Consider the following 15,509-nt stretch of genomic DNA (forward strand, 5'->3'; position numbering starts at 1 on the left):
GATGTCTGAAACGTACGCGGCCCATCATGATGGCTATATGCAAAACTATCACCACTCCGGGCACGCCAAGATCATTGGTATTGGCAGGGATGTAGAGGGTCTCAGAAGTAACGGGACCACCTTCCCAATGCACCTGTCGGGAGGACGTGCCGATACACCGACTGGCCAAATTTATGTGGGTATCTGCCATAACCTGACTGACTACAAGAATGCACTGCTTAAACTGCACGCCGCTGGAAGAAGTTGAAACACTAAGCATTCGGATGATGCCGCCCAGTGGAGATACTCGCTGGATCGAATGGCGCGTTCGCCAGTTGCAGGACGGGGAGTATCCGGGATACTGGGAATTCCAGGGGTTTGGTGTCGACATCACTGAAAAGATACGCGCTAAAGAACAGATGGCCTATGCGGTCGCCTCCATGCAGACGAATTCATAGTTATGCTAGATGGCGCAAACCGCGCCGACGACCTGAAATCTGTGACTCATAGACTCTATAACCGTTTATCTGAACCCTTTTCCATTGAACAGCGGGGATTCAATTTAACGGCGTGTGCCGGCATCAGCGTCTGCCCAGAGAACGGCACAACTTGTAAGTCCCTGATGCGGGGGGCAGAATCTGCGCTTCGTGAAGCCAAGTCACGGGGGCGAAATGAATTGGAGTTCTTTTCTGAAGAGCTTGAACAACGTACAAAGTCTGCCGCTGACCTTGAGCTGGAAATCACGGAAGGGGCAGCACTCAGCCACACTGAAGAACAGATGGAGCTGATTCTTGCGCTCCATAACGAAGGCTTCAGCCTTGCCATCGACGATTTTGGTACGGGTTACTCGTCTTTAAGCCAGCTATCCAGCCTGCCCGCCAGCACGCTGAAAATCGACCGGGCGTTTGTCAGCAAAATCACTGATTCAAGCAGCGAGTCCGTTATCGAAGCCATCATTGCCCTTGGCCACTCCCTTGGCATGAAAATCGTTGCTGAGGGTGTAGAAACAGAATTGCAACGGGATTTCCTTAAACATAAGGGTTGCGATATCGCTCAGGGATTCTGGTACTCGATACCGTTGAGCGCTAAAAAAATGAGGTCGACCCTACGGCCTGACTGATTTTTTGTTACATTCAAACATTGGCGCTGGACATAAAGCGGCCTTCTGCATGATCAGGCCAAGTGCGGTTGCAAGCAACAACGGCCAGATACAACAATCAACTCACGCAAAATGTTGCCCCTGGTATGAATACGATTGCTGACCACACCGATCCGAACGTCATTGCTTTTGCTCTTGAACAGTCTTACAACGCTGTTTTACTGACAGATGCAAACTCTGGCGCAGAAGGGCACCGTATTGTCTTCGCCAATCAGGCCTTTCTGCGGATGACGGGCTACAACGAAGAAGAGTTACTCGGACGAAACCCGCGCCTTCTTCAGGGGCCAGCAACCAATCCTGATGTAATTGACAGACTGCGCCATTGCCTTCATGACGGCACCCATTTTCAAGGTTCGACGATTAACTACCGCAAAGATGGCCGCCCGTACACGGTCGAGTGGAACATTTCTCCTGTACGTAATGAGGCCGGTGAGATTACGCATTTCATTTCGTTACAGCGGGACATCAGCAGCCTGATAGCCGCGCAGAAAACAACTCAGCTCTTTGCCCACGTAATCAACGCTACCGATGATGGCGTGCTTATCACCGATAGCCATGGAACCATCGAATTTGTTAACAAAGCCTTCGAGACAATCACCGGGTACGGACTCACGGAGGTACTGGGTCGAAATCCGAGCATGTTCAATTCCGGAGAACAGGATTTTGAATTCTATAAGGACATGTGGGACACCCTGAAGAAGGGGCGTTCTTACAAGGGCACTTTTGTTAACCGCGGCAAGAATAACGAGCTGATTTACTGTGACGAGACAATAACGCCGCTGACCGATGAAGCGAATAATGTCAGTCATTACGTGAGTATATTTCGCGACCTGACGACTCGAGTATTGGAAGAACAGACGTTCCGTGAAATGGTGCGCTTTGACGGGCTAACGGGAGCCCTGACCCGAACAGCCGGAGAGCTGGCGCTGGAAAAGGCCTATATGCAGCACCGCGGGTCCAAACTGCCTATGTCGATCGTGATGGCTGACATCGACCATTTCAAACAAGTTAACGACCGTTGGGGGCATGCCGCCGGCGATATAGTTCTCAGAGCTGTTACGAGCACGATGATTGCTACACTGAGGGCTAATGATACCGTGATACGCTGGGGCGGCGAAGAGTTCCTGCTTATTTTCGGTGGCTGCAATTTAGACCAGGGACTGCTGCTGGCCGAACGTTGCCAGCAGGCCGTGCAGAACAAACATCACGAAAACGTGGGCTACGTCACCGTGTCGATCGGTTTGGGCGAATTGCAGCCCGAGGAAGCATTAGCGGATTTGATTGAGCGCGTTGATAAAGCCCTTTATAGCGCTAAGACATCAGGCCGTAACCAGACACAGGTATCGGTCATCCAGAAAGGAGCTTTCAACCCATAATGGACAGCCTTCCTTTGCGCCTGCGTTACCAAACCATCGATGTTGGTAATACTGATATCCATCTGTGTACCCTGCGCGACAATCAACAATTTAACGACCCTGAGGGCGCGGCCGATGCCCTTGGCATTTCCTCTGCGGCCTGGCCGATTTTTGGCGTGTTGTGGCCGTCTAGCATAGTGCTGGCAAACCATATGCTGGACTATCCGATTGAGGGCAAGCGCATCTTGGAAATCGGCTGCGGCATGGCGCTATCCAGCCTGTTGCTCAACGGGCGCCAAGCCGACATCACGGCGACCGACTATCACCCCGAAGTTGAACACTTCCTGGTTCGCAACACTCTGCTGAATCAGGGCAAAAGCATTGCGTTTGAGCGGGCAGACTGGGCCGATGACCGCAGTGAACTGGGGCTTTTTGACCTGATTATTGGCAGTGATCTGTTGTACGAAGACGAGCACGTTCAGTTACTTGCCAAGTTTATTATCAATCACGCCAAACCCTTCTGCGACGTCATTCTGGTAGATCCGGGCCGTGGTCGAAAAACCAAAATCAGCGTGAAGCTGGCCGCGCACGGCTTCAGCAACAGCCATACAAAACCCGTTCACACCGACTACCTTGAGAAGCAGTTTAAAGGCCATATCCTCGAGTTTTCTCGAAATATCTAACGCCCAACCCTTGACACATTCGGCAGCGAAACTTACTATATGCGCCGCTTCCATCGTTGATGGCGCGCTGGCAAGGTAGCTCAGTTGGTTAGAGCACAGCACTCATAATGCTGGGGTCACTGGTTCGATTCCAGTCCTTGCTACCAGATATGAAAGACTTACAGCTAACGCTGTAGGTCTTTTTTTTGTCTGCGGGAGATTTGCAGACATAGCCGTATTTTCGCAAACATCACGAGGACGACCTCGCCCATTTGGGGACACAGCATTCGGGACGGCCCGCTGCAACGGAGTTTTGTTGATGCGCACCACACCAGACCGTATTCGCCAAGCGGTCAGTTTTGAAGTGATTGGTCTAATTGTTGTTATCAGCTTTGGCACACTGGTATTGAGCTACTCCATGGTGGACTTCGGCTTGCTAGGCGCTATTGGTGCCACCATCGCCACCGCTTGGAACTACATTTACAACCTGCTGTTTGATCACGCCCTGCTGAAGTACACCGGCACGCCCAAGAAATCCGTTAAGCTGAGAGTTGTTCACGCCTTTGGTTTTGAGCTAGGCCTGCTGATCGTTTTCCTGCCGATTGTGTCTCGCATATTGAATGTAAGCCTGATAGACGCTCTGGTCATAGACTTGGGCTTTATCGCGTTTTATCTGGCGTACGCCTTTGCCTTTACCTGGGCCTACGACACCCTCTTCCCCATCGGCCAGCCTTTCCACAAATCGGGGACAGATTTCGAGTAGAGGACAGATTTCGAGTAGAGGACAGATTTGAAATCTGTCCTCTGTCGCCATACCATCTCTTGTATAATGTTGCGCCTAGCAGCATAGGAATTGTGTGTGCTCATCTCGATTTATCTGATTGCCATCACCGCCGAAGCTATGTCTGGGGCGCTTGCCGCTGGCCGGCGCAACATGGATATGTTTGGCGTGGCGCTGATTGCCTTTGTTACGGCATTGGGTGGCGGTACGGTGCGAGACATGTTGCTGGGCAACTACCCGATTAACTGGACCCAGCACCCCGGCTACATCTATATCACCGTCAGCGCCGGTCTGTTTACCATGGTGATCGCCCGCTATATGCGGCGCCTGCATCAACTGTTTCTGGTTCTAGACTCCCTGGGCCTGATCGCCTTCACCATTATCGGCTGCGAGGTGGCTCTAAAGCTGGATTACGAGATCCCGGTTGTGACTGTGGCATACTGCAAAATTGCGCATGTCCACTTTCTGTAACCAAAAGGAATGAGTCGTTATGAAGCGGGAAACCATAGCGTTGCACGCCGGGTTCAAAAGCGACCCCACCACCAGAGCTGCAACCACGCCAATTTATCAAACCACCTCTTATACTTTTGATGACACTCAGCACGGCGCTGACCTGTTTGATCTGAAAGTGCAGGGCAATATTTATACCCGCATTATGAACCCCACCAACGCTGTGCTGGAAGAGCGCATGGCGCAGGTGGAAGGTGGCATTGGCGCGCTGGCAGTTGCTTCGGGTATGTCTGCCATCACTTATGCCCTGCAAACCATCTGTACCGTGGGCACACCTTTTCTATGCCGCCCTATCGAACACGGTGCAGACATCGTGATTCACTCGCTGACCAAATACCTGGGCGGCCATGGCACCACCGTTGCCGGCGTTGTGGTGGATTCTGGCAAATTTGACTGGAAAGCCAACGCCGACAAGTTCCCGATGCTGAACGAGCCAGATCCGTCGTATCACGGCGTGGTATACACCGAGGCCTTAGGGGCGGCAGCGTTTATTGGCCGCTGCCGCGTAATTCCACTGCGCAACACTGGCGCCGCACTGTCGCCGTTTAACGCGTTCCTGATCATGCAGGGCATTGAAACCGCCGCTCTGCGGATGGAACGCCACTGCGAGAACGCCCAGAAAGTCGCTCAGTTCCTGCAGGATCACCCGTCTGTAGAATGGGTTAACTACGCCGGCCTGGCCAACAGCCCGTTCCGCGCCACCTGCGAAAAAATCTGCGGCGGCAAAGCCTCCGGTATTCTCAGCTTCGGCATTAAAGGTGGCCGAGACGCCGGCGCGCGTTTCATTGACGCACTGGACATGGTGCTGCGCCTGGTCAACCCTGGTCAACATTGGCGACGCCAAATCCCTTGCCTGCCACCCGGCAACCACCACTCACCGCCAGCTAAACCCAGACGAGCTCAGATCTGCAGGTGTTAGCGAAGATCTGGTGCGCCTGTCGATTGGTATTGAGCACATTGACGACATAATTGCTGATGTCGCTCAGGCTCTGGACGCCGCCGTTCGCTGAGAAATCCAACCATCTGCGCTGCCGGCTTGTTTTGGTAGCGCAGATGTTGAGCGCCAGTACCGTGCCCGTGTTTATCCCTACTGTCCTTGTATCTGGCGCCCCCCGGCTTTACCCTTTAAAGTCTAACTAAAGTCTTTTGTATAGAACGAGAGCTCCGCATCCATGACCGCAAACACCAAGCCCCGTGTGGCCAGTGGCGCCAAGTTCCGCAGTGAACATGGCTTTTCTGCTATTAAGGACGGCGTTAAGCAAAGCCGCAATGTTTCCAACGAAGGCGTCAGCAACGACCCAAAACCCAAGTGGTTGCGTGCACGTATGCCCGGTGGTGAGCGCTACGAGGCTGTCAAACAGAATGTGAAAAGCCACAAGGTTGCCACCGTGTGCCAGGAATCTCACTGTCCCAATATTGGTGAGTGCTGGACCAACGGCACTGCAACGATCATGGTGATGGGTTCGGTGTGTACACGTGCCTGCAAATTCTGCGCGGTAGACACCGGCAACCCCAACGGCTGGCTAGATAAAGAAGAACCCGAGAATACTGCAAAATCGGTAGAACTGATGGGCTTGCGCTACATTGTGCTGACATCGGTTGACCGCGATGACCTGCGCGACGGCGGTGCCGGCCATTATGCGGCCTGTGTGTTGGCCATCAAGCACCGCACGCCGGAAGTCAGAGTGGAAGCACTCACGCCGGACTTTGATGCGGTAATGCAGCACGTAGAGCAGGTTTTAGACTCCGGGCTGGATGTATTCGCCCAGAACGTCGAAACCGTTCGCCGCCTGACTCACCCGGTACGCGACCCGCGAGCCGGCTATGAGAAGACTATAAGCGTACTAAAGCATGCCAAGCAATACCGCCCGGACGTACTGACAAAAACCAGTTTAATGCTGGGCCTGGGCGAAACCGACGAAGAAATTCAGCAAACCATGGACGACTTGCTGGCGGTGGGCGTGGATATTCTGACACTGGGCCAGTACCTGCGCCCTACTCCGAACCATTTGCCGGTGATGCGCTACGTCACCCCGGAAGAATTCAACCGTTACCGGGAAATTGGCTTGGCCAAGGGCTTTATGGAAGTGCCATCAGGCCCCTTGGTGCGGTCGAGCTACCGTGCAGATCGAGTGTTTGACAAGAACAACTTGGGATTGGCGGTGCCAGCAGTTCCTGCATCAATAGAAACGATGTCGGCAGAATCCGAGCCAGTCAACGCCCTGCAGATACTGGTCAAATCCGTAGGCTGACCGAGCACCTGCATTGGCGTCTTACCACTGTTGGCGGGGCTGCATTTACTGGCCGCCCTGCTGACGCTGTTGTTGCATCTGCTGCATTTTTTGCATTTGCATCTTTAGCTCATTGCGCTGCTCATCTGTAAAAATACTTTCTACCTTCGCCTGCATCAGGGTAGACAGTGCTGCCATCTCACCGGTTACATCACCCAGCTCTTCTGCGTGTTCGCGAATAGCATCTTCGCTGAAATCTGCTTTTACCTCGGCTTGCAACTGCTGCTGCAGCGTTTGCGCCTGCTGGCGCAGATCGACAATCTGACCCTGCAACTCGTCAAACACGCCGCGGATCTGTTCTTGTTGCTCGTCGTTCAAGCCAACCATTTGCGCCAGCTGATCTATACGGTCGGGCTGGCCATTCGCCTGTTGCGCCAATGCCGGCGCCGACAGACTTACCGCAATCAGTGCTGTCCCCAGTGCTTTTACTAATTTCATACTGCTCTCCGTTTTGAATAATTTCACACACCCTAAAGCATCATGTGGGTAAATCGCACCCCATAATGGCTGTTTATTTCGAATAATAGCCGCCAAAGCGGCTGCCAGCCCACTATTACGGCGATTTTCAGGCAAATATGAAAGTTTGGTCATCGACTTTCGGTATTGTGCTGAAATTGCTGCATACTGGCGGCTCTTTTTATTCACACACACTGGCCAGCGCGTTTTGAATTCAGCGCGCTTATGGGCAGCGGGAGTAGCACAATGGCGATTAACTGGTTTCCCGGGCACATGCACAAAGCCCGCAAGGAGATCAAAGAAGTCATGCCGCAGATGGACTTGATTATCGAGGTGGTGGACGCCCGCATTCCCTTTAGCAGCGAAAACCCTCTGGTGCCTGCCCTGCGCGGTGATACGCCGTTGATCAAAGTGCTTAACAAGCGCGACCTGGCCGACCCTGATGTGACGGGGCAGTGGCAAAGCTGGCTAGAACGGGAGCGAGGTGTAAAAACCATCACTCTGACCCACAACCAGCGCAGCGAAGCGCTGGACATTCTTAACCTGGCCGAACAGCTCACACCGAATCACGATCGCCAGAAAAGCGCGCTACGGGTAATGATTCTGGGCATTCCTAACGTCGGAAAATCTACCCTGATCAATACTCTGGCCGGACGACCTGCCGCAAAAACCGGTAACGAGCCGGCAGTCACCCGAGCTCAGCAAGCGATCAAATTGCCAAATAACATTTTGCTGTACGATACCCCCGGTTTCTTGTGGCCCAAGCTTTCACCGGCGGCCTGTGGTTACCGCCTGGCGGTCACCGGCGCTATTCGTAGCGCTGTGCTGGATTTTGAAGACGTTGCGCTGTTTGCCGCCGAGTATTTGCTGGCTCATTACCCGGAATTCCTGACCAGCCGTTACGGACTGGACCCGCTGCCGGTTGACGGCCTGGCCGCAATGGACGCCATTGCGGCCAGGCGCCGGTTTTTTGGGCGCGGCGGCATACCGGATTTACACAAAGTGTCGGAGGTGTTACTGAACGAATTCCGCGCCGGCACGCTGGGGCGCATTTCTCTGGAAACACCGCGCCTGATCCAGCACGAAACCGAAATTGCTCTGGCTGAAGCCGAAGTTCAAGCTGTACTGGATGCAGAAAAGGCTATCGCAGACGGCAAAAAGAAAGCGAAAACCCGACGTAACCGCAAACGTTAGTGTCGCATTTGCATCTACGCCTGAACCAAGGTCATATACCGTATACTGATGAAAAGCTTTACCATCACACTTATATAACGCAACACAAGCGCCTGTTCCTGGCGCTGGTAAGGAGAGATTTATGAGACGTGTCGTCGTCACCGGAATGGGAATTATTTCCTGCCTGGGCAATAGCCTGGACGAAGTTACCAACAGCCTGAAAACTGGAAAATCCGGCATCCGCTTCAGTGAAACCTACAAAGAACTGGGGTTCCGCAGCCAGATTTGCGGCGCACCGGATGTCGACACCTCTGTAATTGACCGAAAAGTACGTCGTTTTATGGCTGACTCGGCCATGTACAGCTACTTGTCGATGCAGCAGGCCATTGCCCAAGCCGGCTTGACCGACGACATGGTGTCAAACGATCGCACCGGGCTGATTGCCGGCTCTGGCGGCGCGTCTTGCTCAAGCCAGGCGGAAGCCGTTGATATTCTGCGCGCAAAAGGCGTGAAGCGCATTGGGCCTTATATGGTACCGCGCATTATGGCCAGCACTGTCTCTGCGTGCCTGGCGACCGCCTTCAAGATTCGCGGCGTAAACTATTCCATATCGTCGGCCTGCGCCACCAGCGCACACTGTATTGGCCAGGCTATGGAACAAATCCAGCTGGGCAAGCAAGACATTGTCTTTGCCGGCGGCGGTGAAGAAGAAGACTGGAGCCTGACCATGATGTTTGATGCCATGGGTGCCCTGTCTACCAAATACAACGATGCACCGGAAACTGCGTCGCGGCCGTTTGATAGCAAGCGTGACGGTTTTGTGATTGCTGGTGGCGGCGGTATGCTGGTACTGGAAGAACTGGAGCACGCCCGCAAGCGCGGCGCCAACATTATTGCCGAGCTGACCGGCTACGGTGCCACTTCAGACGGCTATGACATGGTTGCGCCATCCGGTGAGGGCGCCCAACGTTGCATGAAGCAGGCCATGGCGACCATGCATGGCAAAGTTGACTACATCAACGCCCACGGCACCAGCACCCCGGTTGGCGACGCTGCGGAGTTGGGTGCTGTTCGCAACACCTTCGTTGACAAAGTACCGCCGATTTCCTCTACCAAGTCACTGTCTGGGCATTCGCTGGGCGCCGCCGGTGTACAGGAAGCCATTTACTCGTTGCTGATGATGCAAAACGGCTTTATCGCCGGAACCGCAAATCTGAACGAGCTGGATGCGGCCATTGCTGACCTGCCCATTGTGGGGCCGGCGGGCCAAGACGCCACCCTTAACGCGGTGATGTCCAACAGCTTTGGCTTTGGCGGCACCAATGCATCGCTGATATTTGAGCGTCTGTAGCGAAGGCCGGCCCGAAACGCCATTGGCAAATGGGTTGATCCGTACTAGACTTGTATTAGATATAGATCAATTTTGACAGGCCATCTGCTATGAACCAAGCAATTCGACTCCATCAGGTTGCGTCACAGTTAAAGGCTACATGTAACAAGTGTAGTCTGAGCAATCTCTGCCTGCCCCTCGCAGTGGAAGAGAATGACTTGGAGCGCCTTGAAGACATTGTTCTGCAAGGCAAAATCTTCAATCGGGGCGAACATATTTTTGACCAAAGCACGCCTTTTAAGTCGTGCTTTGCAGTGCGTAGCGGTTCGGTAAAAACCTCGATTATTACCGAAGGCGGGGATGAACAGGTTACCGGTTTTTTCATGCCTGGCGAGCTGATTGGGCTCGACAGCATGGCAACCGACAACTACGCCTGCACCGCCAAGGTACTTGAGCGCACCAGCGTATGCGAATTTCCAGTAGACAAACTGGAGCAACTTACGCGTATGTTGCCTGAGCTTCAGCACCACATGTATCACCTGATGAGCCAGGAGATACAAAACAGTCACCAGCTAGCCATGCTGCTGAGCAAGAACACCGCGGAGGAGCGTATTGCAGCTCTGTTGTTGTCGCTGTCCAGCCGCTTTCAGCGCAGGCGCATGTCGCCCACTAATTTCAGCCTGCCGATGGCGCGCAATGATATCGCGAACTTTTTGGGCCTTGCGGTAGAAACGGTTAGCCGCGTATTCACCCGCTTCCAGAATCAGGGCATCATCAAAGCTCGCGGCCGTGAAGTCGAACTGCTAGACGTAGAAGCCCTGCAACTGGTCACCTGCGATTTTGCCCGCCAGGGTTGTCGCTAAAAAGCGCTTCTATGGGCTGGCTGACTTGACCGGATCTGGCCCTTTTAGCAGAGTCAGCTCATCTGTCAGCCCCACACGCCACGGGACTTGTTTGATACCAAAGGTGTTACGAATTTTTGTACACACCAAGCGTGTGTTCACCGGTTCCAGCTGACCCCATCCGCTCACTTCATCCACCAGATGCAAATCCTCGGGAATACCCGGCAAGCCGGCGATGGCCAAGCCCAGCTCATACAGGCTGATGCCCTCAGAACCGGCGTACTGATAGGTGCCCCACACTTCAGCCCCGCAATCGAGCTGCTGGATAATAGCGCGCATGACCCGCGCCAAATCAGTGACTGCCAAGGGTTGACCAACGCAGCGGCCGGGCAACGACAAGCGGGTGCCAGCGGCTGTGCTGGCCTGAACCTTCCGTATAAAGCGCCCCAAGCTCCATCCTGTTCGCAAAATAATGTGGCGGGTTAACAAACCGCGCAGGCCCTGCTCGCACTCCCACTGCCAAGCACCCAGCTGGTTCACCGGCTGCCCGGGGTTCGAGGCAATGTAAGCCGTCTGTTTGCGGCCATCAAAAATATAGCAGGTGGACAATTGCAGCATCGCGATATTGCGATCGCGGGCAAACTCGCCGAGCGCCAAAGGCAATGACAAAGCCGCGCGCTTGACGTCATCAGGGTATTCTTGGGCGGATTCCGGATCGGCCAGCCAAAGCGCATTGACAATCAAGTCCGTATCCGCCGGAATCCAGCTTTCCAGGGCCGCCAGATCCACGTTGGCCGTGTTACTCACCAGCAAAGGGCTGACCTGCAAAGAAGTGGCGCGCAGCTGCTCCAGCAATACTCTGCCCAAGGGGCCGTAATCGTGAACTACCAGAACATGCACGGGTCTTCTTTACCTCCAATCCTGTTAAGTAAGACTAGCACCAGCGCCGAGGTACCCGGGCTGTAACGCCCGTCAGCAACTCGTAACCAATTGTACCGGCGTGGCCGGCCACGTCATCCACTGGCACCGTTGCGCCCCACAGTTCTACCGGGTCGCCATTGCGGGCCGCGGGGGCAGCGCTCAGATCTACCGCCAGCATGTCCATCGACACCCGGCCGATAAGCTGTATGCGCTGGCCATGGATAGCGGCAGGAGTACCCGTGCCCGCATGGCGAGGGTAACCGTCGCCGTAGCCCAAGGCGACAATGCCCATGCGCGTGGGCTTGCACGCAACCCAGTCTGCGCCGTAACCCACGGTGTCGCCAGGCTGCAACAGGCGGGTGCTGATCAGCGGTGCCTGTAAAGTCATTACTGACTTCAAACCCAGCTCCGCAGCCGACGTACCGACAATGGGCGACGCGCCATACAGCATGATGCCGGGGCGGCTCCAGCCAAACAGCTTTTGGCCCGGCCTGAACAACGCCGCCGAATTGGCGACGCTGAGCTGCAACTCGGGCCAAGGCGCGGTCGCCTTCTCGAAACGCTCGGTCTGCTGCTGCGTCATGGTGCTGCGTTTGTCATCGGCACAGGCAAAGTGGGTCACAAAACCAATCACCTTTGGCGTCAGCTGGTGATGCGCAAGCGTCGCCATAACCTGGGCCAGCTCCTCGGCATGAAAGCCCAGGCGGTTCATCCCGGTATTTACTTTCAGCCAGATGCGCGGCGCAGCTGGCGCTTGCACAAGCCACTGCAACTGGTCGTCGCAGTGCAGCACCGGTTCGAAGTTGTGCTCTATACAAGTCGCCAGATCCTGCTCACTGTGAACCCCTTGCAGCAACGCCACAGGTTGCTGACCTACGCCAGCATTACGAATGGCGATGGCCTCTTCAATACACGCCACCGCAAATTTGGGCACCACCGCAGCCAGGGCACCCGCAACTCCCGCAATGCCGTGGCCGTAACCATCGGCTTTAATCACCGCCATGGCACTGGACTGCCCAGACCGCTGGCAGGCCACCTGGTAGTTATGCTGCAGCGCTTTTGAGTCTATCAGCGCAAAGGAACCCCTTGGCATCAGTAGTCGTCTCCATACTCGCCATAATTACCGTGGGCAAGATCTTCAAACTTGGTGTACTTGCCAATAAACGCCAAGCGTATCGTACCAATAGGGCCATTACGCTGCTTGCCGATGATAATTTCGGCCACACCTTTATCTGGAGTATCTTCGTTGTAAACCTCATCACGATAGACAAACATAATAACGTCTGCATCTTGCTCGATAGCCCCGGATTCACGCAAATCCGAGTTGATGGGCCGCTTGTTGGGGCGTTGTTCCAGACTGCGGTTGAGCTGCGACAGTGCAACAACCGGGCAGCTCAGCTCTTTGGCGATGCCCTTGAGTGAGCGGGAAATTTCGGAGATTTCCGCAGTGCGGCCTTCGGTGTTTCCGGGCACCCGCATCAGCTGCAGGTAATCCACCATGATCAACCCGATTTTGCCGCCATTCTCCCGCGCAATGCGCCGTGCCCGCGAGCGCAGCTCGGTTGGGCTAAGGCCGGGGGTGTCGTCGATATAGAGCGGTTTGTCTTTCAGCAGGCTCACCGCCGAGGTCAACCGGGGCCAGTCGTCTTCTTCAAGCTTGCCATTACGCACCTTGGTTTGATCTATACGCCCAAGCGATGACAGCATACGCATGGCCAAGGCGTCCGCTGGCATCTCCATGCTGAACACCAACACGGGCAGGCCACTTGAAATCAAGGCGTTTTCAACGATGTTCATGGCGAGCGTGGTTTTACCCATGGACGGCCGCCCGGCAACAATGATCAGGTCTGAGGGCTGCATACCCGAGGTGCGCTCATCCAAATCACGAAAACCCGTGGTCAAGCCGGTGGTCTGTTCGCCAGATTCGAACAGCTCTTCAATGCGGCTCAGGGTTTGCGTAAGGATCGGATTAATTCCCTTAGGGCCAGAACCTTCTTTAACCCGCGCTTCGGCAATCTGGAACACCGTGCGTTCGGCTTCATCCAAAATTTCACTGCTGTTGCGACCCAATGGGTTGAACGCCGAATCGGAAATTTTCCCCGATGCCTCAACCAACTGGCGCAAAATAGAACGTTCGCGAACAATATCAGCGTAAGCACGGATGTTCGCTGCACCGGGGGTCTTTTCGGCCAGCTCAGCCAGATACGACAGACCACCGGCGTGTTCGATATCCCCTGCCCGCTCCAGAAATTCGGCCAGAGTAACAACGTCTAGCGGCTCGTTTTCACTGGCCAGGCGTTCCACCGCGCCAAAAATCAGCCGATGGTCCTGACGATAAAAATCCACTGCCGAAATCATCTCGGAGATTTCATCAAAGCGGCGGTTGTCCAGCATCAGCCCACCCAGCACGGCCTGCTCCGCTTCCAAAGAATGCGGCGGCACTTTAATTCGGCTGGTTTCTGGATCGCTGTTTGCGGGCTTAAGATTCGGCTTTGCCATGAACACGTCTTCAGTTGACCACTGCTCTGGCGTACGGCTTATGAATGCTCAGTGGCAATGGGAGAGGAAACAGGACTTTGAAGCATACCAGAAAGCAGCAAGCCCGAAACCGTATTGCTACCGCTCCGGGCCTGCTGTGCGGCAATAAAGATCAGAACTGACCACTATCGCCTGATGCTGAACTGCTACCGATTACTCGGCAACAACCGCCAGCTTAACGGTTGCGTACACATCGCTGTGCAGCTTGAGCTCAACTTCGTACTCGCCAACAGCCCGCAGCGGGCCTTCTGGCAGCAAAACTTCGCTCTTTTCTACATCGGTACCGGAAGCGGTGATGGCATCAGCCACGTCGCGCACACCAATAGAACCGAACAGTTTACCTTCATCACCCGCTTTAGAGCTGATAGTGAAAGATGCGCCTTCGAGCTTTTCGGCGCGGGCTTGCGCAACAGCCAGTCTTTCGGCTGCGGCTTTTTCAAGCTCGGCACGACGCTCTTCAAACGCGTTCAAGTTGGCCTCAGTGGCCGGAACCGCTTTGCCATAAGGCAGCAAGAAATTACGGCCGTAACCGGATTTCACATTAACCTTGTCACCCAGGGTACCCAGGTTTGCAACTTTCTCGAGCAGAATAACTTCCATCTCGTTAACCTCTTCGTGCTTTATTCGACCGGTCCGGGAGGGTTGATTCGCCCCCGAATATTCAGCCAACTATCCACAAAAGCCAGAACTACTAACAGAATCATCAGGCTTGGGCCCAGCAATACCAACGCAACGTAAAACATCACCAACCATTGGCGGTTCAGTTTCTTGCGCGCTACAACACCATGAATCAGCGCCAGCCCGGCCAGGAACAGCGGAGTTCCCGCAGCCCAGGCCAGCAGCACAGTGTTCAACCCCAGCACGGGACCAATCACCATGGTGACGGCAAACACAACCGCAAATATCGGCGACAGGCGCAGCCCGTGAAACTCTGTGCGCAAACCGCCAGGGTTGTACAGTGCTGCCTGCCAACCACGAGCTAGCAGGGTCATACCTATGGCCAAAGCCAGATAGGTACCCGCCATACTGGCGCTCATGGTTTGCCGAATCACAGATTCCAGGTTGCTACCCAGCGCCTGCGCAACCTCAGCGTTGTATTGCTCGTAAAACTGAACTCCGGTTTGCACCAGAATGTCCATCAGGCCAGGGTACAGCTGCGGTAGAACCAATCCTGTCACAATCGCCAGAAAAGTACCGCCGCACAGAGCCTTGTCCCACGACGAAGTCACCCGCAACAGAGCTGTCATCAGCATCACTTCCAGCAACACGGCCAGAGCGGTAGGGTCTTGCCCAAACCAACTCCAGCCCAGTGCCGGCAGCAATGCCCAAAGGCCAACGTTCAGCCCTTGACGAATGCCAAGCCGTAATATAACCAGCCCGACAACCGCTGCGCCAACCCAGAAAAGCAGAGGTATAGCCGTAGTTAAAGCCGCTACCACGCTAGCCTGCAGGGGACCGCGCATTACAAATTGTGCCAGTGCACGCATGGTCCCAAGTCCTGTTTATCTGTTC

16 protein-coding genes, 1 tRNA gene and 2 pseudogenes are annotated in these 15,509 nt (G+C 54.6%); 13 read left to right on the forward strand and 6 right to left on the reverse strand.

Annotation, left to right across the window (positions count from 1 at the left end):
* The first annotated feature begins 37 nt into the window (after nucleotides 1-37).
* From MELB17_RS26410 to lipA, 10 genes and pseudogenes are all read left to right on the forward strand, one after another.
* The gene (locus tag MELB17_RS26410) at nucleotides 38-247 is read left to right on the forward strand and encodes a hypothetical protein (RefSeq protein WP_413540275.1); all 210 of its coding nucleotides are present in this window, start codon (nucleotides 38-40) and stop codon (nucleotides 245-247) included.
* Complete coding sequence (locus MELB17_RS24940; RefSeq protein WP_198136445.1) at nucleotides 210-437, forward strand: hypothetical protein; 228 nt, start codon at nucleotides 210-212, stop codon at nucleotides 435-437. The genes MELB17_RS26410 and MELB17_RS24940 overlap by 38 nt, the downstream gene beginning before the upstream one ends.
* 2 nt (nucleotides 438-439) lie before the next feature.
* Nucleotides 440-1,099, forward strand: a complete 660-nt coding sequence (locus tag MELB17_RS04125) for a GGDEF domain-containing phosphodiesterase (RefSeq protein WP_007348882.1) — start codon at nucleotides 440-442, stop codon at nucleotides 1,097-1,099.
* Between the two features lie 68 nt (nucleotides 1,100-1,167).
* On the forward strand, nucleotides 1,168-2,514 hold the full coding sequence (locus MELB17_RS04130; protein WP_227498782.1) for a sensor domain-containing diguanylate cyclase: 1,347 nt from the start codon (nucleotides 1,168-1,170) through the stop codon (nucleotides 2,512-2,514).
* Nucleotides 2,514-3,176 carry a class I SAM-dependent methyltransferase gene (locus MELB17_RS04135; RefSeq protein WP_007348884.1) on the forward strand — a complete coding sequence of 221 codons (663 nt, stop codon included), beginning with the start codon at nucleotides 2,514-2,516 and terminating at the stop codon, nucleotides 3,174-3,176. The genes MELB17_RS04130 and MELB17_RS04135 overlap by 1 nt, the downstream gene beginning before the upstream one ends.
* 69 nt (nucleotides 3,177-3,245) lie before the next feature.
* Nucleotides 3,246-3,322 (forward strand) — tRNA-Met (locus MELB17_RS04140).
* 152 nt (nucleotides 3,323-3,474) lie between these two features.
* A complete protein-coding gene (locus MELB17_RS04145; RefSeq protein ID WP_007348885.1) occupies nucleotides 3,475-3,918 on the forward strand; it encodes a PACE efflux transporter in 444 nt (147 codons plus the stop codon).
* A gap of 96 nt (nucleotides 3,919-4,014) precedes the next feature.
* Nucleotides 4,015-4,374 (forward strand): annotated as a pseudogene (locus MELB17_RS04150) (trimeric intracellular cation channel family protein); the annotation flags it as partial.
* 52 nt (nucleotides 4,375-4,426) lie between these two features.
* Nucleotides 4,427-5,456, forward strand: a pseudogene (locus tag MELB17_RS04155) (O-acetylhomoserine aminocarboxypropyltransferase/cysteine synthase family protein).
* 162 nt (nucleotides 5,457-5,618) lie between these two features.
* Nucleotides 5,619-6,698, forward strand: a complete 1,080-nt coding sequence (gene lipA / locus MELB17_RS04160; RefSeq protein ID WP_007348889.1) for a lipoyl synthase — start codon at nucleotides 5,619-5,621, stop codon at nucleotides 6,696-6,698.
* Nucleotides 6,699-6,743: 45 nt separating this feature from the next.
* Here the strand turns inward: lipA and MELB17_RS04165 are convergent, their stop codons facing one another.
* Complete coding sequence (locus MELB17_RS04165) at nucleotides 6,744-7,175, reverse strand: Spy/CpxP family protein refolding chaperone (protein ID WP_026224207.1); 432 nt, start codon at nucleotides 7,173-7,175, stop codon at nucleotides 6,744-6,746.
* A gap of 264 nt (nucleotides 7,176-7,439) precedes the next feature.
* Here MELB17_RS04165 and ylqF point away from each other — a divergent pair, with 264 nt between their 5' ends.
* The 3 genes from ylqF (at nucleotide 7,440) to fnr (ending at nucleotide 10,559) form a co-directional block, all read left to right on the forward strand.
* Nucleotides 7,440-8,387 carry a ribosome biogenesis GTPase YlqF gene (ylqF, locus tag MELB17_RS04170; RefSeq protein WP_007348891.1) on the forward strand — a complete coding sequence of 316 codons (948 nt, stop codon included), beginning with the start codon at nucleotides 7,440-7,442 and terminating at the stop codon, nucleotides 8,385-8,387.
* Nucleotides 8,388-8,508: 121 nt separating this feature from the next.
* Nucleotides 8,509-9,717, forward strand: a complete 1,209-nt coding sequence (gene fabB, locus MELB17_RS04175) for a beta-ketoacyl-ACP synthase I (protein ID WP_083796340.1) — start codon at nucleotides 8,509-8,511, stop codon at nucleotides 9,715-9,717.
* Between the two features lie 89 nt (nucleotides 9,718-9,806).
* Nucleotides 9,807-10,559: a fumarate/nitrate reduction transcriptional regulator Fnr gene (gene fnr, locus MELB17_RS04180; RefSeq protein WP_036183454.1), complete on the forward strand. Its 753-nt coding sequence runs from the start codon at nucleotides 9,807-9,809 to the stop codon at nucleotides 10,557-10,559.
* 9 nt (nucleotides 10,560-10,568) lie between these two features.
* Here the strand turns inward: fnr and MELB17_RS04185 are convergent, their stop codons facing one another.
* From MELB17_RS04185 to MELB17_RS04205, 5 genes are all read right to left on the reverse strand, one after another.
* Complete coding sequence (locus MELB17_RS04185) at nucleotides 10,569-11,438, reverse strand: sugar nucleotide-binding protein (RefSeq protein WP_007348894.1); 870 nt, start codon at nucleotides 11,436-11,438, stop codon at nucleotides 10,569-10,571.
* A 34-nt stretch (nucleotides 11,439-11,472) separates the two neighbouring features.
* Complete coding sequence (gene alr / locus MELB17_RS04190; RefSeq protein ID WP_007348895.1) at nucleotides 11,473-12,552, reverse strand: alanine racemase; 1,080 nt, start codon at nucleotides 12,550-12,552, stop codon at nucleotides 11,473-11,475.
* Entirely contained in the window at nucleotides 12,552-13,958 is a 1,407-nt protein-coding gene (gene dnaB / locus MELB17_RS04195) for a replicative DNA helicase (RefSeq protein WP_007348896.1), read from the reverse strand. The genes alr and dnaB overlap by 1 nt, the downstream gene beginning before the upstream one ends.
* A gap of 192 nt (nucleotides 13,959-14,150) precedes the next feature.
* On the reverse strand, nucleotides 14,151-14,597 hold the full coding sequence (gene rplI, locus MELB17_RS04200) for a 50S ribosomal protein L9 (protein ID WP_007348897.1): 447 nt from the start codon (nucleotides 14,595-14,597) through the stop codon (nucleotides 14,151-14,153).
* A gap of 20 nt (nucleotides 14,598-14,617) precedes the next feature.
* Nucleotides 14,618-15,484, reverse strand: coding sequence for a hypothetical protein (locus MELB17_RS04205; protein WP_007348898.1), 867 nt, complete (start codon nucleotides 15,482-15,484; stop codon nucleotides 14,618-14,620).
* Nucleotides 15,485-15,509 lie beyond the last annotated feature (25 nt).

It is taken from the genome of Marinobacter sp. ELB17 (assembly GCF_000169375.1).
Classification (GTDB): domain Bacteria; phylum Pseudomonadota; class Gammaproteobacteria; order Pseudomonadales; family Oleiphilaceae; genus Marinobacter.